General features: G+C 71.5%; 17 protein-coding genes. 9 read left to right on the forward strand and 8 right to left on the reverse strand.

Annotated features, from left to right (window positions below; genetic code table 11):
* Positions 1-51: 51 nt before the first annotated feature.
* Positions 52-555 (reverse strand): MarR family winged helix-turn-helix transcriptional regulator, encoded by a 504-nt coding sequence (locus BUR99_RS18825; RefSeq protein WP_234980922.1) that lies wholly within the window; start codon positions 553-555, stop codon positions 52-54.
* 156 nt (positions 556-711) lie between these two features.
* Between BUR99_RS18825 and BUR99_RS18830 the strand changes: the two genes are divergently transcribed.
* The 4 genes from BUR99_RS18830 to BUR99_RS18845 all read left to right on the forward strand — a co-directional run bounded on the left by BUR99_RS18830 (position 712) and on the right by BUR99_RS18845 (position 5,430).
* A complete protein-coding gene (locus BUR99_RS18830) occupies positions 712-2,007 on the forward strand; it encodes a SufS family cysteine desulfurase (protein WP_074261948.1) in 1,296 nt (431 codons plus the stop codon).
* Entirely contained in the window at positions 2,004-2,462 is a 459-nt protein-coding gene (gene sufU / locus BUR99_RS18835; protein WP_074261949.1) for a Fe-S cluster assembly sulfur transfer protein SufU, read from the forward strand. The genes BUR99_RS18830 and sufU overlap by 4 nt, the downstream gene beginning before the upstream one ends.
* Before the next feature lie 300 nt (positions 2,463-2,762).
* Complete coding sequence (locus BUR99_RS18840) at positions 2,763-4,226, forward strand: Gfo/Idh/MocA family protein (protein ID WP_084184160.1); 1,464 nt, start codon at positions 2,763-2,765, stop codon at positions 4,224-4,226.
* A 25-nt stretch (positions 4,227-4,251) separates the two neighbouring features.
* Complete coding sequence (locus BUR99_RS18845; RefSeq protein ID WP_200802776.1) at positions 4,252-5,430, forward strand: NEW3 domain-containing protein; 1,179 nt, start codon at positions 4,252-4,254, stop codon at positions 5,428-5,430.
* 92 nt (positions 5,431-5,522) lie between these two features.
* Here the strand turns inward: BUR99_RS18845 and BUR99_RS18850 are convergent, their stop codons facing one another.
* Together BUR99_RS18850 and BUR99_RS18855 are read right to left on the reverse strand one after the other, a co-directional pair.
* Positions 5,523-6,869, reverse strand: coding sequence for a class I SAM-dependent methyltransferase (locus BUR99_RS18850; RefSeq protein ID WP_084184161.1), 1,347 nt, complete (start codon positions 6,867-6,869; stop codon positions 5,523-5,525).
* Positions 6,866-8,245 (reverse strand): FAD-binding oxidoreductase, encoded by a 1,380-nt coding sequence (locus BUR99_RS18855; RefSeq protein ID WP_074261950.1) that lies wholly within the window; start codon positions 8,243-8,245, stop codon positions 6,866-6,868. The genes BUR99_RS18850 and BUR99_RS18855 overlap by 4 nt, the downstream gene beginning before the upstream one ends.
* Before the next feature lie 101 nt (positions 8,246-8,346).
* Here BUR99_RS18855 and BUR99_RS18860 point away from each other — a divergent pair, with 101 nt between their 5' ends.
* Positions 8,347-9,027, forward strand: coding sequence for a YdeI/OmpD-associated family protein (locus BUR99_RS18860; RefSeq protein ID WP_074261951.1), 681 nt, complete (start codon positions 8,347-8,349; stop codon positions 9,025-9,027).
* Between the two features lie 10 nt (positions 9,028-9,037).
* Here the strand turns inward: BUR99_RS18860 and BUR99_RS18865 are convergent, their stop codons facing one another.
* Complete coding sequence (locus BUR99_RS18865) at positions 9,038-9,832, reverse strand: alpha/beta fold hydrolase (protein ID WP_074261952.1); 795 nt, start codon at positions 9,830-9,832, stop codon at positions 9,038-9,040.
* A gap of 122 nt (positions 9,833-9,954) precedes the next feature.
* Between BUR99_RS18865 and BUR99_RS18870 the strand changes: the two genes are divergently transcribed.
* From BUR99_RS18870 to BUR99_RS18880, 3 genes are read left to right on the forward strand one after another with little or no spacing between them, the layout of a single operon-like run.
* A complete protein-coding gene (locus BUR99_RS18870; RefSeq protein ID WP_074261953.1) occupies positions 9,955-10,662 on the forward strand; it encodes a DUF2306 domain-containing protein in 708 nt (235 codons plus the stop codon).
* A 4-nt stretch (positions 10,663-10,666) separates the two neighbouring features.
* Positions 10,667-11,821, forward strand: a complete 1,155-nt coding sequence (locus BUR99_RS18875; protein WP_074262045.1) for a sensor histidine kinase — start codon at positions 10,667-10,669, stop codon at positions 11,819-11,821.
* Entirely contained in the window at positions 11,818-12,492 is a 675-nt protein-coding gene (locus BUR99_RS18880; RefSeq protein WP_074262046.1) for a response regulator, read from the forward strand. The genes BUR99_RS18875 and BUR99_RS18880 overlap by 4 nt, the downstream gene beginning before the upstream one ends.
* Positions 12,493-12,515: 23 nt before the next feature.
* Here BUR99_RS18880 and BUR99_RS18885 read toward each other — a convergent pair whose 3' ends face one another.
* On the reverse strand, positions 12,516-12,965 hold the full coding sequence (locus BUR99_RS18885) for a bifunctional nuclease family protein (RefSeq protein ID WP_234980923.1): 450 nt from the start codon (positions 12,963-12,965) through the stop codon (positions 12,516-12,518).
* Between the two features lie 217 nt (positions 12,966-13,182).
* On the opposite strand from BUR99_RS18885, the gene BUR99_RS18890 reads away from it, so the two are divergent.
* On the forward strand, positions 13,183-14,322 hold the full coding sequence (locus BUR99_RS18890; RefSeq protein WP_074261955.1) for an acyl-CoA dehydrogenase family protein: 1,140 nt from the start codon (positions 13,183-13,185) through the stop codon (positions 14,320-14,322).
* Positions 14,323-14,381: 59 nt separating this feature from the next.
* Here the strand turns inward: BUR99_RS18890 and BUR99_RS18895 are convergent, their stop codons facing one another.
* From BUR99_RS18895 to BUR99_RS18905, 3 genes are read right to left on the reverse strand one after another with little or no spacing between them, the layout of a single operon-like run.
* Complete coding sequence (locus tag BUR99_RS18895) at positions 14,382-14,972, reverse strand: TetR/AcrR family transcriptional regulator (RefSeq protein ID WP_074261956.1); 591 nt, start codon at positions 14,970-14,972, stop codon at positions 14,382-14,384.
* Between the two features lies 1 nt (position 14,973).
* Positions 14,974-16,548 (reverse strand): cytochrome b/b6 domain-containing protein, encoded by a 1,575-nt coding sequence (locus BUR99_RS18900; RefSeq protein ID WP_074261957.1) that lies wholly within the window; start codon positions 16,546-16,548, stop codon positions 14,974-14,976.
* Between the two features lie 6 nt (positions 16,549-16,554).
* Entirely contained in the window at positions 16,555-17,541 is a 987-nt protein-coding gene (locus BUR99_RS18905) for an electron transfer flavoprotein subunit alpha/FixB family protein (RefSeq protein WP_074261958.1), read from the reverse strand.
* Positions 17,542-17,547: the final 6 nt, after the last annotated feature.

Raw genomic sequence — 17,547 nt, forward strand, 5'->3', positions numbered from 1 at the left:
CTCAACCTCTCACAGCGACGGGCAGCCGGATGCCGCGGCATCCGCTCGCCCCTACTCGGCGTCCTGGCCGAGCCGGCGCAGCAGGGCTGCGAGCGTCGCCTGCTCCTCGCGGCTGAGGCCGCGGAGCTCCTCGGCCTCGCGCTCGGCGAGGGTGCGCATCGCCGCGTCGACGCGGGTCGCACCCTCTGCGGTGAGCCGCACGAGCACACTGCGGCCGTCGCGCGGGTTCGGCCGGCGCTCGACGAGGCCGCGGCGGGTGAGGTTGTCGAGCCGGTTCGTCATGGCGGCGCTGCCGATCATGGTCGCCTCGATGAGCTGCGCCGGGCTGAACTCGTGCGGCGGCTCCTCGCGGCGGAGCGCGGCCAGCACGTCGAACTCCCAGACCGCGAGCCCCGCTCCGCTGAACGCACTCGCGCGCAGCCGGCCGAGGCGATTCGCCACCCGCCGCAGCCGCGACATGACGTCGAGCGGAGTCAGGTCGACACCGGGCAGGCGATGCGACCAGGCGTCGATCAGCAGGTCGACCTCGTCATCGCGGTCACCGCGCTCACTCACGCTCCGGGGCATACCAAACGGTATCCCGTCGAGGCCCGTCGAACACATTTCCGGTGCCCGAGATGACGGATGACCCGCACTCGGCGATCACCGATCGAAACTGCGTCAGACTGGAAGGGTGCCGATTCGCACCTGCGCCGGCCGCTGGGAGGAACAGTGACCCTCGATCGAACGACGACCGTCGACGGCCTGCTGCCGTCGGGGCTCCGTCGCGACTTCCCGTACCTCGATCAGGAGTTGAACGGGCATCCGCTCGCCTACCTCGACTCCGGCGCGACCGCGCAGCGGCCGCTCGCCGTGCTCGACGCCGAGCGCGCCTACCTCGAGCACTCGAACGCTGCCGTGCACCGGGGCGCTTCGACCCTCGTCGGCACCTCGACGACCGCGTTCGAAGACGCGCGAGAGACCGTCGCGCGTTTCGTTGGCGCGGGCAGCCGCGAGATCGTGTGGGCCTCGAACGCGACCGACGCGATCAACATGGTCGCGCTCGGCATGGCGGATGCCTCGGCCGGCCTCGGCGGCCCCGAGGCCGAGATCTTCCGGCTCGGGCCCGGCGACGAGATCGTCGTCACCGAGGCCGAGCACCACGCCGACCTGATCCCGTGGCAGCGCCTCGCGGCGAAGACCGGGGCGACGCTGCGCTGGATCGCCGTGAACGACGACGGAACGTGGACGATCGACGACGCGGCATCCGTCATCGGTCCTCGCACCCGGCTCGTCGCCTTCGGGCACGTCTCGAACGTCACCGGGTTCCTCGCCCCCGCTGCCGAGGTCGTCGAGCTCGCCCACCGTCACGGCGCGCTCGTCATGCTCGACGCCTGCCAGTCGGTGCCGCACCGCCCCACCGACTTCGCCGAACTCGGCGTCGACTTCGCCGCCTTCTCGGCGCACAAGATGCTCGGTCCGACCGGCATCGGCGTGCTCTACGGCCGCGAGCACCTGCTCGACGCGCTGCCGCCGGCACGCACCGGCGGATCCACGATCACGACCGTGACCATGGAGTCGGCGGCGTTCCTGCCGGCGCCGCAGCGCTTCGAGGCCGGCACCCAGCCGGTCTCCCAGGCCGTCGCCCTCGCCGAGGCCGTGCGCTACCTCGACGCGCTCGGAATGCACAACGTGCACGCCCATGAGACGGCGCTCGCAGAGCTCCTCGTCGAAGAGACCTCCCGAGTCACTGGCGTGCGCCTCGTCGGCCCTCCCCCGGGCAACCCGCGCGCCGCCCTCGCGAGCGTCGACGTGCCCGGCGTGCACGCCCACGACGTCGGCCAGTTCCTCGACTCGCAGGGCATCGCCGTGCGCGTCGGCCACCACTGCGCCCAGCCGCTGCACCGCCGACTCGGGCTCCGCGCCACCACCCGCGCGAGCGCCTACGTCTACACGACGGCCGACGAGGTGCGCCGGTTCGCGGCGGCGCTCGCCGAGGTGCGCGGATTCTTCGGGGTCGACGCATGAGCGATCTGTCGGGGCTCTATCAGGAGCTCATCCTCGACCACTCGCGCCGCCGACTCGGCGACGGCGAGCTCGCCGAGCCGCACGCGACGCACCACGAGCTGAACCCCACGTGCGGCGACGAGATCACGATGGGCATCCGCCTCGATGCATCCGGAACCGTGCTCGAGGCGATCGGCTGGACCGGTGACGGCTGCAGCATCTCGATGGCCTCCGCCTCGGCGCTCACCGAACTCGCCGCCGGTGCCGACCTCGACCGGGTGCGCGAGCTCATCGACGGGTTCCGCTCGATGATGCGTTCGCAGGGTGCCGGCGAGGCCGACGAGGAGCTGCTCGGCGACGCGATCGCCTTCCACGGCGTCTCGAAGTACGTCATGCGCGTGAAGTGCGCGATGCTCGCGTGGGTCGCGCTCGAGGCGTGCATCGCTGCGGCGAGCACGGACGCCGCGCGCTCCTGAGCGGGCCGATTCGGCCGAGCACGTCGCGGGGCATCTGAGCAGGCTCCGCTCAACGCCGCGCCTCGGCGACCGACGAGGGGTCGGTCGGAGATCTCCCTGATCCTGAGCATTTTCTGAACCCCTCACCCGCCGCCGTGCCACCCGGAGGCGGCGAGGTTCCGCTGCCCGCGCGCAGTCCGAGTGATCGTTTATGATCAATACGGGCAATAATCAATCAACTCTTGACACCTATCGATCAGGCCAGCAGGGTATGGGATACCGAGCATCACCGAGCATTCCCTAACCCACCTGGAGAGTGTCATGACGCGTTTTCTCACCGTTCCCCGCCCGACCGAGGAGCCGATCACCGCTGATCGGGACTCGGGGGCATTCGGCTTCAGCCGGCGAAACCTCCTCGGCGGAATCCTCGCCGGCGTCGCCGTCACCGCCGTCGTTCCATCGGTCGCCGACGCGGCGATCATCCCCGCCCGGAAGGGCGGCGCCACGTCGATGGCGAACGAGCCGTTCGAAGCCGTCGACGTCGTCAAGATCGGCCTCATCGGCCTCGGCAACCGGGGCATGGGCATGCTGAACGGATGGGTCGACGTGCCCGGCACCGCCGTCACGGCGGTGTGCGACATCCGTGCCGATCGGGCGACGAGGGCGGCCGACCGGGTCGCCGGCAAGGGCAAGCCACGGCCCCGCGAATACGGCGGCAGTGATGAGTCGTTCCAGAAGATGCTCGACACCGAAGAGCTCGATCTGGTGTACATCGCGACGCCGTGGGAGTTCCACTACGCGCAGGGCAAGGCCGCCCTGCTCGCGGGAGCGCACGCGGGAATCGAGCTGCCGATCGCGACCGAGCTCGACGAGCTCTGGGATCTCGTCGACACCTCCGAGCGCACACGCAAGCACCTGTTCCTCGCCGAGAACTGCTCGTACGGGCGCAACGAGCTCGCGATGCTGAAGATGGCGCACGAAGGCGTCTTCGGCGACGTGACGAGCGGCCACGGCGGCTACCTGCACGACCTCCGTTCACTGCTGTTCGCCGACGGCTACTACACCGACGACTGGCGCCGGCTCTGGCACACCCGCAGCACCGCGAGCTTCTACCCGATGCACGGTCTCGCACCGATCGCCGCCGCCATGGACATCAACCGGGGCGATCGCCTCGACACGTTGACGGCGACGGCGACGGCTGCACGCGGCCTCGCCGACTATCGCGAACGCTTCGTGCCCCGCGACCACCGCTCGTGGAAGGAGGAGTACATCAACGGCGACCTCGTCACGTGCATGATCACGACGGCGAACGGCCGCACGATCCGCGCCGAGCACAACGTCAGCCAGCCTCGCCCGTACAGCCGCATCAACACGCTCGAAGGCAGCAGGGGCATCTTCGAGGACTACGTCGGCGGTGACTCGACGGGTGCCCGCATCTACGCGGAGCCGTACCACGGCGGTGACACCTGGCGCGGCGCGAGCGCGATGCGCACGGAGTTCGACCACTGGCTCTGGAAGGACCTCGAGGGTCCGGCCGCCGGCGGCGGTCACGGCGGCATGGATTACATCCTGCAGTGGCGGATCGTGCAGCAGATGCGCGCCGGACTCGTGCCCGACATCGACGTCTACGACTCCGCCGCCTGGTGCGCGCCTGTCCCGCTCAGCGTGAAGTCGCTCGAGAAGGGCGGCAAGCCCGTCGAGGTGCCCGACTTCACCCGCGGCGAGTGGAAGAAGCTGCGCCTCGGCCTCGACTCCACCCACTCCGCCATGCCCGCCGTCGTCTGATCGATCAGCTGAGAGAGGATTCACCATGTCGATGAAGTTCCTTCGCCGCGCCGCGATCGCCGGCGTGTTCGTGCTCGCCGCGTCCACCTGGTCGACGTCGGCCGTGGCCGGCGCCTTCGCCGAGGAGTCGCCCGCCGCGACCGCGCCGCCCGCCGCCTCCGACGCATCGGAGACCGCAGCACCCGAGACCGAGGCCCCCGAGTCAGCGGCGCCCGAGACCGAGGCGCCCGAATCGGAGGCACCCGCCGAGGCGCCGGCCGCCGAGTCGTCGACGTCGTCGGATGCCGCAGAACCCGAGGCGCTCGAAGCGGCAGAGCCCGCGCCCGAGATCGTGGTGTCGATCCCCGAGGTCGATCTCGACGGCCCGGCGATCGCCGAGGTCGAGGTCACCGTGTCGAACGACTCGTCCGAGAAGATGAGCTCGGTCGTCGTCTCCTTCGCGGGTCCCGTCGGCTGGCAGGTCGTGCCGTCGAGCCAGAAGGTCGACGCGATCAAGCCGGGCCGCGACCAGACCGCGACCTTCCAGATGCGCGTCCCCGAGAAGCGCCCCGGCTTCGCACTGCGCGTCTTCACCTCGACGGTCACCTACAAGGGCGGTGACGGCGCAGGCAGCGCGACCGGCATCCGTGCGATGCCGACAACGCCGCCGACCGATTCGCTCGCCGCGCTCTTCAACAACGTCGCCATCACGGCTCTGTCGCAGACCACCGCCGGCAACTTCGACGGCGAGGGCAACACGTTCTCGGCGGAGCAGCTCGCCGCGGTGGGCGCCGCACCGGGCGCCCAGCTCGAGGCGCTCGGAGCCACGCTCACGATGCCGTCGTCGCAGCCGGGCACCGCCGACAACGTCACGGCCGCCGGGCAGGCGCTCCGCATCGGCGCGCAGGGCCAGCGTCTCGTCTTCCTCGGCTCCGGTTCCAGCCTCAACGCAACCGGGACCGCCACCGTGTTCTACACCGACGGCACGACCAGCTCGGGCGCGATCGGCTTCCCGAACTGGTCGTTCCACGACGAGAATGCGCACGGGGCGGAACTCGCGGTCTCGACGAACGGCCGGAACCGACCGAACGGATACGGAGACGCCGCCTATCAGTACCGCATGTTCGCGCATTCGGTGCCGCTGACGGCGGGCAAGACGGTCGACTTCGTCGTGCTGCCGACGAACAGCTCGATGCACATCTTCTCGATCGCGGTCGCTCCCTGATCCGCTCGCGCTGATCGATTCGCGCCCGGCCGATGATCATCGGCCGGGCGCGAACGCGTTGGCACGGGCGATCGCGAGCGAGCGCGAGCGGATCAGGGCGTCCACCACGGCCGCAGCGGCAGGTCGCCCGTGCCGCCGCGCTCGTCGGGTCGCACGGCGAGCACCTGGTGCAACTGGATGCCGCCCGTCTCGAAGGCGAGCCGTGAGCCCGCCATGTAGAGGCCCCACACCTTCGCCGTCGGCAGTCCGACCTCGGCGACCGCCTCGTCCCAGTGCTCGACGAGGTTCGCACACCAGTCGCGCAGCGTGAGCGCGTAGTGCAAGCGCAGGTTCTCCTCGTGCATGACCTCGAGTCCGACGTCTTGCGCCTCGGTGATGATGCGACCCGAACCGGTCAGCTCCCCGTCGGGGAAGACGTAGCGGTCGATGAACCCCTTCGCCGCAGGCTCCGAGCGGTTGTCGGGACGCGTGATGCAGTGGTTCAGCAGCAGCCCGCCCGTGCGCAGTCGCGACTGCAGGAAGGTGAAGTACGACGCGTAGTTCCTCACGCCGATGTGCTCGAGCAGGCCGATCGACGAGACCGCGTCGAAGCCCGACTCGGTGATGTCGCGGTAGTCGCCGTATCGCACCTCGGCGAGGTCGCCCAGCCCCTCGGCGACGATGGCCTGCTGCGCCCACGCCGTCTGCTCGGCCGACAGCGTCACCCCGAGCGCCCTGACACCGCGGCGGGCGGCGTAGCGAACCATGCCGCCCCATCCGCAGCCGACGTCGAGCAACCGGTCTCCCGGCTGCAGCCGCAGCTTCTCGAAGACGAGCCGGTACTTGTTCTCCTGCGCCTCGTCGAGCGAGGCGTCGGCATCGGGGTAGCACGCGCACGTGTAGGTCATCGACGGCCCGAGCACCCACTCGTAGAAGGTGTTCGAGACGTCGTAGTGGTGGTGGATCGCCTCGGCGTCGCGGCTCCTGCTGTGGCGGAGCCCCTCGGCGACGCGGCGCCAGCGCGGCGGCGCCTCCTGCGGGGGCGGCGCGATCGGGCGCAGGTGCTCGAGCCCGATCGACCGGATGACGTGGGCCATCGTGCGCGGCGGCGGCAGCTTGAACACGAGCTCGTCGGCGAGCGCCTTCAGCAGTTCGTACGGATCGCCGGGGTGCACGCCGTGGATGTCGATGTCGCCGGCGATGTACGCACGGGCCAGGCCGAGGTCGCCGCGCCCGGTGGCGAGGTAGGTCGTGCCCCGCGAGCTCTTCAGCTCGATGCCGAGCGGCGCGTCGGGCGGCCCGGCCGAGCTGCCGTCATAGGCGGTGAAGCGCAGTGGCAGCCGCCCGCCGGCGAAGATCTCGAGGATCTCGGCGAGGGTGAGCTTGCCCGAGGCATCCGGTGCCTCGTGGTGCTCGGGTGTCTCCGCCGTCTCCGCCGCCGTGCCCTTGGTCGTGGTCATCGTCGTTGCACCGCCTTCGCATAGAGGTCGAGGAGTCGGGAATCGGGGTCGTAACGGGCCTTGGCAGCCCGGTAGGCGTCGCCGCCGTAGAGCGCGTCGAACTCCGCTCGGGAGTAGAAGGCGTCGGAGTAGAGCGACTTGTGGCCGTCGAGCGCGCTGACCTCGCGCTCGATGCTGCGATTCGTCTCACCCTCGCTCGCGCCGACCGGCACGGTCGACCAGAAGCCGACGTTGACGTAGCTGCGGTGCGGTTCGAGCGGGTAGAGCGGCCAGGCGTCGTCGCCCCGGAGCTGCAGCGGGCACAGCCAGATCGGCTCGATCGGCACGTTCGCGAGGAACCAGTCGACGAACTCGGCGCACCGCTCGATCGGCACCTCGACGTCCTGGATGACGCGTTCGCGCGGCGGCAGCCCCTTGGCAGCCTCGATGCGGTTGCCGAGGTCGTAGCGTCGTTCGAGGCGCATGAGCGTCGCATACGACCTGCTGCGCCGCAGCCGGCGCGGCCAGAGCCTGCGAACGAGCGGATGCTGCGCGCCGAACGCCTCCGAGCACCAGAACCAGTCGGTGTCCCAGCGCCACAGGTAGTCGTGCGTGGTGAGGCGGTCGTGCGCTGCCCGCCCGTCGTGCTGGAGGGAGCGGTAGAAGATCCGCTGCCCGGTGTAGTCGCTGACGGGGCCGGATGCCGCGGTGCGCCTGCCGATGCAGAGGTACGACTCCTCGGCGCTGAACACGACGCCATCGAGGTAGTCGACGACGACGCCGTCGAGTCGGCCGGTCCGGGCGATGTCCGCCATCGCGTCGACGAGGTCGGGGATGGCGTGGAATCTCAGGTGCGTGAGCGCGACGAACGGCAGCACGGGCTCGAGCTCGATGCGCAGGCGCACCGCGTACCCGAGCGTGCCGTACGAGTTCGGGAAGGCGCGGAAGAGGTCGGCGTGCTCGGCCGGCGATGCCGTGACCAGCTCCCCCGCACCGGTGAGGATGTCCATCTCGAGCACCGACTCGTGCGGCAGACCGCTCCGGAACGACGTGGACTCGATGCCGAGACCCGTGACCGCCCCGCCGAGGGTGATGGTCTTCAGCTGCGGCACGACGAGCGGCGCGAGTCCGAACGGCAGTGTCGCCGCCACGAGGTCTTCATAGGTGCACACGCCCGCCACGTCGGCGGTGCGCGCCTCGACGTCGATCGAGATGACGTTCGTCAGTCCGGAGGTGTCGAGGCCCGGGGCATCCGTCGCGGCCCTCGACCTGAAGAGGTTCGAGGTGCGCTTCGCGAGCCGAACCGGCGAGCCCGGCGGCACTGCCCGATAGCTCGCGAGCAGGCGCTCGACGCCGGCGGCGTGAGTGGTGCGTGCATCGGTCGCGACTGCGGACACGCCTCCAAACTAGTCCGCGGTGCGGTCGGGCGCATCAGCTCCCGCGCATGAGAGGGTCGCGCCGGCACCGACGCGTCGGCGGGTGCTGGCAGACTCGGGGCATGACGACGGAGATCGGCACTCCCGGCGGCACCCCCGAGCGCCCGGCGCGTTTCTTCGCCACGCCCGAGGAGTTCCGTGCGTGGCTCGAGGCCAACCACGACACGGCCACCGAACTCTGGATGGGGCTCTACAAGAAGCACGTGCCCGATCGCGGGCTGACCTGGGAGCAGGCGGTGCCCGAGGCCCTCTGCTTCGGCTGGATCGACTCGGTCTCCCAGCGCATCGACGACGATGCGCGCCGCCAGCGGTGGACCCCGCGCAAGGCCACGAGCACCTGGTCGAGCGTCAATATCGCGCTCGTCGAGCAGCTCACGGCTGCGGGGCGCATGCACGATGCCGGCATCGCGGCGTTCGAGCGACGCCGTGAGGATCGATCGGGCATCTACTCCCACGAGAACCCCGATCAAGAGCTTCCTGCCGAGGCCGCGGCCCGGCTCGCCGCCAGCCCGGCCGCCTCCGCGTTCTGGCAGGCCGCGACCCAGACGTACCGCCGCCAGGTCACGCACTGGGTGCTCTCCGCGAAGCAGGAGGCCACGCGCGAGCGGCGGCTCGCCCAGCTCATCGACGACAGCGCGGCCGGTCAGCTCGTGCCCTTCCAGCGCTACGGCGAGACACCGAAGTGGGCAGAGCGGGCCGCCGAGGCGGCGCGTGCCGCGGCATCCGCGACGACGACGGACTGACCGCGCGCGATCAGGCGCCGAAGAACCCGACCGCCGCTTCGCGGAACACCCGCGAGCCGGGCGCGTTGAAGTGGTGCCGCGACGGCAGTTCGACGAAGGTACCGTTCGGCGTCGCGCGAGCGAGCAGCTTCGACTGCGCGAGGATCGCGTCTTCGCTGCCGGTGGCGAACAGGATCGGCTGCAGCGGCGGGTGCGCGACGTCGGGATCGGCGTCGCCGAGCCGCATGCCCTCGGCGAGCGCGACGAGCGCACGCAGGTCGTTGCCGGCCACCCGCTCGGCGAGGGTCACGTAGTTGCGGGTCACCGGATCGGTGACGGGGGTGCCGTGCTCGGCGAACGCCCGTGCCTCCGCGATCTGCAGCCGAGCGAGCGGCCGCCCGTCGGGGATGCCGCCGAGCACGGCACGCTCGACGTGGTCGGGCACCTGTACCGCGACCTGCCAGCCCACGCGCGCGCCGAGCGAGTAGCCGGCGTACAGCACGGAGTCGAGCAGGTAGGTGTCGAGCACGGTGGTGATGTCGTCGACGAAGGCGTCCATGCCGTAGGCGGATGCCTCGTGGGGCTTGTCACTGGCACCGTGGCCGCGCTGGTCGATGCCGAGCACGCGGTATCCCGCGCGAGTGAGGTCGCGCACCCACCCCGTGCTCACCCAGTTGTCGCGGCAGCTCGACGCGAAGCCGTGCACGCAGAGCACCGTCGGCGCGTCCTCTTCGCCCCAGAGGTAGGTCGCGATGCGGATGCCGTCGCCCGACATCACGTACTGCGGCGAGGGCATCTCGGTGAGGGCGGGGAGCGCGGCATCCATGTCTGCCATTCTCTCGTCCTGCGAGCGGATGTCACGGAGCGGAGCCGCCTCGGCCGAAGGTACGAGCCGGGTCGGGCCGATCGCCCGATGTCGCACCGGCCCATTCCCACGAGCATCGGGGCATGACCGAAGCATCCGCTCGCCCAACCGTGTCGCGCACGGCACCCAGCCGCCGGGAGTGGCTCGCACCCGTCGGCCTCATCCTCCTGAGCCTCGTGCCGGTCTTCGCCGGCAGCATGCGGCTCACCGAACTCGCGAGCGACCCGGCCGTGACGGCCGACAACGCGCGGTTCGTCGTCTTCCCGGCACCGGTCGTCGTGCACATCGTCGGCGCGACCGTCTTCGCGCTGCTCGGCGCCCTGCAGTTCGCACCGTCGCTGCGTCGTCATCGCTGGCACCGCATCTCGGGGCGCATCGTCGCCCCCGCCGGTCTTCTCGCCGCCCTCTCGGGCCTGTGGCTGACGGCCTTCTCCGAGCTGCCCGCCTCCGATGGGCAGGCCCTCGCCGTCATCCGACTCGTGTTCGGCACCGCCATGGCCGCGAGCATCGTCGTCGCGTTCGCGGCCGTGCGGCGCGGCGACATCCGCAGGCACAGCGCCTGGATGACGCGGGGCTACGCGATCGGCCTGGCCGCAGGCACGCAGGTGTTCACGATGCTCCCGTGGTTCCTGCTGTTCGGCGTGCCCGACGTGAACGTGCGCGCCGCGCTCATGGCCGCCGGCTGGCTGATCAACCTCGCCGTCGCCGAGCTCGTCATCCGGCGCCGCGACGCCCGCGGCATGTTCCGTCCTTCCGGCCGATCCGCCCGTGCCGCTGCCGTCCTACGATGAGGGCATGACGAGCCCCGTCCGCTCGCTGTGGGACGCGCCGGCCGCGTCGCCGCCGCCGCCCCGCCGCGTCTGGCGCGATTGGGTGCTGGTGGCGGTCATCCCGCCGCTCGTGCTGCTCGAGGCGTCGCTGCGCGCCGACGTGGCCTGGCGCTGGCTCTGGGCCGTCGTGCTCATCGCCCTCGTGCCGACCCTGCTCTGGCGGCGCACCCGTCCGCTGCTCATGCTCGCCATCGCCTTCGGCACGGGTGCGGTCGTCGCCGTGGCGACGGGCGGCGACCCGCAGCTCGCCGCGACCGCCTACATGCTCGTGCTCGTCTACGCCGCGTTCCGATGGGGCGACGGCCGGGCGCGCATCGTCGGCGCAGTCCTCCTCGTCGCCTCGACGACGCTCTCCCTCGCGTTCGGACCGATGACGCTCACCGACCTCGTCGGCGGCACCGCCGTGCTCGTCGCCACCATCTCGCTCGGCGCGGCCTTCCGTTGGCGGGCCGGCTCCCGCGCCCGTGAGCTCGACCGGGTGAAGGTCGACGAGCGCGAGCAGCTCGCACGCGACCTGCACGACACCGTGGCGCACCACGTCTCGGCGATCGCGATCCAGGCGCAGGCGGGCACGGCGCTCGCGGCCACCGACCCCGATGCCGCCATCGCGGTGCTGCGCACCATCGAGGGAGAGGCCTCGCGCACACTCGCCGAGATGCGCTCGATCGTGCGGGTGCTGCGCCGAGCGGATGCCGCCGAGCTCGCGCCCGGGCCGGGCCTCGGCGATCTCGGCGGACTCGCATCGACGGGCGCCTCCGCGGCCGGTGCCGCTGCGACCGACGCGCCGCTCGTCGTGGTGCAGGTCACCGGCGATGCCGAGTCCGTGCCGCCCACGATCGGCGCGGCCGTCTACCGCATGGCCCAGGAGTCGGTCACGAACGCCCGGCGCCATGCGCGCAGGGCCACTCGCGTCGAGGTGCTCGTGCGGGTCGATGCCGCCGGCATCCGGCTCGACGTGCACGACGACGGCGGCCCCGTGGCATCCGCCGCCGCCGGCTTCGGCATCATCGGCATGGTCGAGCGCGCGACGCTGCTCGGCGGCACCTGCTCGGCCGGCCCCGCGCCCGAGAGCGGCTGGACCGTGACCGCGGCACTCCCCCGCAGCGGGTGGTCGACATGACCGTGCGCGTGCTGATCGCCGACGACCAGGAGCTCGTGCGGGCGGGGCTCCGGGTGCTCCTCGACACGCAGCCCGACATCGAGGTGATCGCCGAGGCCGCCGACGGCGCCGAGGCGATCGCCCTCGCACGGCGGCTGCGGCCCGACGTGTGCCTCCTCGACATCCGCATGCCGGGCACCGACGGCCTCGAGGCGACTCGGGCGATCGCCGGTCCGGATGTCGCGGAGCCGATCCCGGTCGTCGTGATCACGACCTTCGACCTCGACGAGTACGTCTACGCGGCGCTGCGGGCCGGAGCTCGAGGGTTCCTCCTGAAGGACGCCGGCCCGGCGATGCTCGCCGAGGCCGTGCACGCCGCCGCTCGCGGCGACGCCCTCATCGCGCCCAACGTGACCGTGCGGCTGCTCGAGGCGTTCGCCGGGTCGGAGCCCGCCGACCCGCGGGTCGCCGCGCGTTCCGTCGCTCCCGTCGAGCCGCTCACCGGCCGCGAGCACGAGGTGCTCGCAGCCGTCGCCCGCGGCCTCGGCAACACCGAGATCGCCGGCGAGCTGCACATCTCGCTCAGCACCGTGAAGACGCACATCGCGAGCCTCATGACGAAGCTCGGCGCGCGCAACCGCGTCGAGCTCGCGATCTGGGCACTCGGCGAAGGCCGCAGTCGTCGCGATTGAGGCCTTCGGGCAGGGGTGCGGGGTCAGCCCTGGAAGTCCTCGGGATCCACGTCCTCGAGGAATCGCTTGAACTCGTCGAGCCGCTCCTCGTCACCCGTCTCGGTGCCGAAGTCGACCAGCTCCGCCGGGACGCCGGCCACCTCCAGCACGTCCTCGGCGACCCAGATCGTCGCGTCCGCGCGCAGGGCGAGCGCGATGGCATCCGACGGCCGGGAATCGATGGTCTGCGGTCCCGAAGGGGTGGTGAGCGAGATCTCTGCGAAGAACGTGCCCTCGTCGATGCGGGTCAGGTCCACCCGTTGGAGCTCGGCCCCGACGGCGGCGAACAGCGTGACGATGAGGTCGTGCGACAGCGGCCGGGGCGCCTGCCGCCCCTCGAGGGCGATGAGGATCGACGTGGCCTCCTGCGAGCCGATCCAGACCGGCAGCACGAGCCCGGTTCCCGTCTCCTCGTGCAGGGGTTTCAGCAGCACGAGACTGCGTTGCAGGGAATCGAGCGCGATTCCGAGGACCCGGACCTGGACCACTTGCCTCCCCCTGACGATCGGGCGTGACCCTGCCATCGTACGTCCGGCGCCGCCCGGCCGCCCCGGTGACCGGGCGGCGACACTGAGCGGGCCGTCCACCCGAATCGCGGCATGCCCGACTAGGCTCGGCCTCGGCGGCAGCGAGGAAGAGCCGAGGGGAGCCATGGCGAACGCACTCACCGAAGACCAGATCGCGATCGTCGACGCGGTACGCGAATTCACGGCAGCCGAGCTCGCCCCGTTCGCGAACGAGCGCGACCAGCTGAAGCAGTTCCCGATCGAGGCGCTCGAGCACGCCGGCCGGCTCGGCCTCGGCGGCATCTACGTGCGAGACGACGTCGGCGGTTCCGAGCTCGGCCGGTTCACGGCCGCGCTGGTCTTCGAGGAGCTCGCTCGGGGCGACACCACGATCGCGGCCTACCTGTCGATCCACAACATGGTCGCATGGATGATCGACCGCTACGGCGACGACGCGCAGCGCGAGCAGTGGCTGCCCTCGCTCACGACGCTCGTGGACCGAGGCAGCTACTGCCTCACCGAGCCGTCGGCGGGGTCGGATGCCGCGGCGATCACGACGACCGCCAGGCGCGACGGCGACGAGTACGTGCTGAACGGCGTGAAGCAGTTCATCTCGGGCGCCGGGTCGTCCGCGGTGTACCTCGTCTTCGCACGCACCGGGGAGCCCGGGTCTCGCGGCATCAGTGCGATCATCGTGCCCGCCGCGGCACCCGGTCTCTCATTCGGACCCGACGAGAAGAAGATGGGCTGGAATGCGCAGCCGACGCGCCAGGTCGTGCTCGAGGACGTGCGGGTGCCCGTCGGCAACCGCCTCGGCGCAGAGGGCGACGGCTTCGCGATCGCGATGTCGGGGCTCGACGGCGGGCGGGTGAACATCGCTGCCTGCTCGATCGGCGGCGCGCAATGGGCGCTCGACCAGACCCTCCGCTACGTGAAGGAACGCGAGACCTTCGGGCATCCGCTCAGCGACCACCAATCGGTCGTCTTCACCCTCGCCGACATGGCCACCGACCTCCATGCCGCCCGGCTGCTCGTGCACGATGCCGCCGAGGCGATCGATGCCAAGAGCCCCGATGCCACCTCGAGGTGCGCGATGGCGAAGCGGTTCGCGACCGACGCCGCGTTCACGGCCGCGAACAGCGCCCTGCAGCTGCACGGCGGCTACGGCTACCTCTCGGAGTACGGCATCGAGCGGGTCGTGCGCGACCTGCGCGTGCACCAGATCCTCGAGGGCACGAACGAGATCATGCGCATGATCGTCGGCCGGCGACTGCTCGGCCGCTGACGCGAGCCCCGGGCTCCTGCGCACCCGCGCACCCGCGCACCCGCGCGGCGCGCCGTACCTCAGCCCTCGACCGTGAGCATCCCGTGGTGCAGCAGGTCGAGGTAGTTCTCGCTGATGCTCGCCGCCGTGTGGCTGCCGCCGGGGCGGAACCAGAACACCGTCGACCACACCGCGTCACGGATGAACCGGAACGCGAGGCGGGGATCGATCGTGTCGCGGAACACGCCGGTGGCCTGCCCCTCCATGATCTGCTCGAGCCAGAGCTCCTCGATGCGCACCGCCCCGTCGGCGAGGAACTCGAACCCGGGCTGGGTCATGAGGAACCCGGTCTCGTTCTGATAGATGCGCACGTCGTCGGGCCGCTGCTCGATCGTGAGGAAGGCGTGCTCGATCAGCTGGTCGAGGCGCGCTCGTGCACTGCCCCCGCTCGCGGCGATGCGCTCGAACGCCGAGAGCGTGTCGTGCTGGAACCCGTGCAGGATCTCCTGCAGCACCGCCTCCTTCGAGGCGAAGTGGTGGTAGAGGCTGCCCGAGAGGATGCCGGCTTCGTCGGCGATGTCGCGCACCGTCGTCGCCGAGTACCCGCGGGCGGCGATGAGCCGTCTCGCGATGACGATGATCTGGTCGCGCCGTTCGGAACCGTCGCCCACGTCAGCGCCCGCTGACCTTGCCGAAGAGGCGGGCGATCGGCGCCAGCACGAGCGGGCGCGCGGCGACCCAGACCGCCGCGATCACCACGAGCGAGGCGACGAAGATCCAGAACCCGGTCCAGTTCACGACGTCCTGGCTCGCGTACATGTGGTTGAGGTTCCGCAGCGCACCGGTCGCGAACACGAGCCCCACGTGCACGATGATGAACGCCACGAAGTAGAGCATCACCGGGAAGTGCACGGCCCGCGCCCACTCCACCGGGTAGATGCGGTTCAGCGTCTTCGCGTTCTTCGGCCAGAGGCCCGACATGCGCACGCCCGTGATCGCCGCGAGCGGAGCCGCGATGAAGACGGTGAGGAAGTAGGCGATCTGCTGCAGGCTGTTGTAGTTCACCCAGCCGTTCTCGGTCGGCCAGTCGAGCGAGAGGTACTGCAGCAGCGCCGACAGCGCGTTCGGGAAGACCTCCCAGCTGGTCGGCACGATGCGCATCCACTGGCCGGTCGCGAAGAGGAGCACGACGAACACCGCGCCGTTCACGAGCCACAGGATGTCGAGCGACTGGTGGAACCACAACGAGAGGCTGATCTTGCGCTGCGGGTTCCAGCGCGGCGACCAGAACGCGGTCGGCCGCTTCTGCGTGCGCACCTGCAGGCCAGAGCGCATGATCAGCACGATCAGGAACACGTTGAAGAAGTGCTGCCAGCCGATCCACGCGGGGATGCCGATGGGCGCGGACTCGGGCAGGTGGTACTCGCCCGGGTAGGCCGCGATGAAGTCCTGCATCGGTCCCAGGCCGAGCAGCCAGTTCACCACGACCACGACGCCGGTGGCGGCGAGCAGCAGCCCGAACCCGCCGATGAACAGCGCGCCCGCCCACTCCGCACGCGAGTACGGACCGTACAGCTTCGGCCACGGCTCGGCGGCAGGGCGAGCGGATGCCGCGGCGACCGCGACCGGGCGGCGCGGCGGCTGCATCGGGGTGCGCGCCGGCGCCGGCGCCGCCACGGGTGCGGCAACTGCTGCGGCGACCGGTTCGAGGATCGGCTCGGGAGCGACCTCGACGGGGGCCGCGACGACGCGCTCGGGCCTCGCGGGCGCCGAACCGGCGGGCGGCCAGGGCTCACCGTCGGGCGTGCGCGGCAGTCCGCGGCGGAGCGCTGCGCCGCCACCGGCGACCGGCGCGCCGGCGGTGGCACCCGCCGCCGGCGCGAGGTGCGGTTCGGCACGGCCGACGGCCGCTGCGACATCCGATGGCGGGGTCGCCGGCGCCGCGGCCACCGCCGCGGCCGCTGCGACCGGAGCTGCGGATGCCGGCGGCCAGGGCTCGCCGCCGGGCACGCGCGGCAGCCCGCGTCGCACCCTGTGCGCGGTCGAGGCGACTGCGACGGCAGCAGCGGCGGCAGGTGCGACGGCGGATGCCGCGGCATCCGCGGTCACCGCGGGAGCGCTCGCCTCGACGACCGGGGCCGGCGCCGCAGCAGCGGCCGCGACCGCGCTCTCGAACACGGGGGGCCAGGGTTCACCGCCGGCGACGCGGGGCAGGCCCTGCCGCGTCGTGCGCCCGTACGTCGCCATCGCGCGCTACGCCTTCCGCGACTCGAGCGCGGCGATCAGCTGCGGCACGACGGTGAACAGGTCGCCGACGATGCCGTAGTCGGCGATCTCGAAGATCGGGGCATCGCCGTCCTTGTTGATCGCGACGATCGTCTTCGCGGTCTGCATGCCGGCGCGATGCTGGATCGCGCCCGAGATGCCGAGCGCGATGTAGAGCTGCGGCGACACCGAGACACCGGTCTGGCCGACCTGGTGCGACTGCGGGATGTAGCCCGCGTCGACCGCCGCGCGCGACGCGCCGACGGCGGCGCCGAGCACGTCGGCGAGCTGCTCGACGAGTGCGAACTGGTCTTCGGAGCCGAGCCCGCGACCGCCCGAGACGACCTTCGCCGCACCGCGCAGCTCGGGGCGCGACGACGCGACGGCCTCTTCTTCGAGCGCGCCGATCTCGGCGGCCTTTCGACCGGATGCCGCGACCGCGAGCCGCTCGATGGAGGCGGGCTGCGCCTCGGCACGGGCATCGATCGAGCCCTCGCGCACGGTGATGACGGGCGCACCCCAGGTGACGGCGGAGTCGACGTTGTAGGCGCCGCCGTACACGGAGTGCTTCGCCACGACACCCTCGGCATCACGGGCGACGCCGACGGCGTCGACCGCGAGGCCCGAGCGGGAGCGAGCGGCGAAACGGGCGGCGATCTCGCGTCCCTCGATCGAGTTCGAGACGAGGATCGCGTCGGGCCGCACGAGTTCGGCGGCCGCGGCGAGCGCGTCGGCGCCCGGCACGGTGAGGCCCGAACCGGCGGCGGGGTGCTCGGCGACGAGCACGTGCGTCGCGCCGAGCGCGGCGGCATCCGTTGCTGCCTGCTCGCCCTCACCGTCGGCGACGACGAGCAGCGCGACGGGGGTGCCGACCCCGGCTGCGGCGCCGAGCAGGCCGGCGGCGCTCTTGGAGAGGGCCCCCGACGGCGTGACGTCGAGGAGCACGAGGATCGAGTCTGCGGAGTAGTCAGTCATCGTGGT

This window comes from Agromyces cerinus subsp. cerinus (genome assembly GCF_900142065.1).
Classification (GTDB): domain Bacteria; phylum Actinomycetota; class Actinomycetes; order Actinomycetales; family Microbacteriaceae; genus Agromyces; species Agromyces cerinus.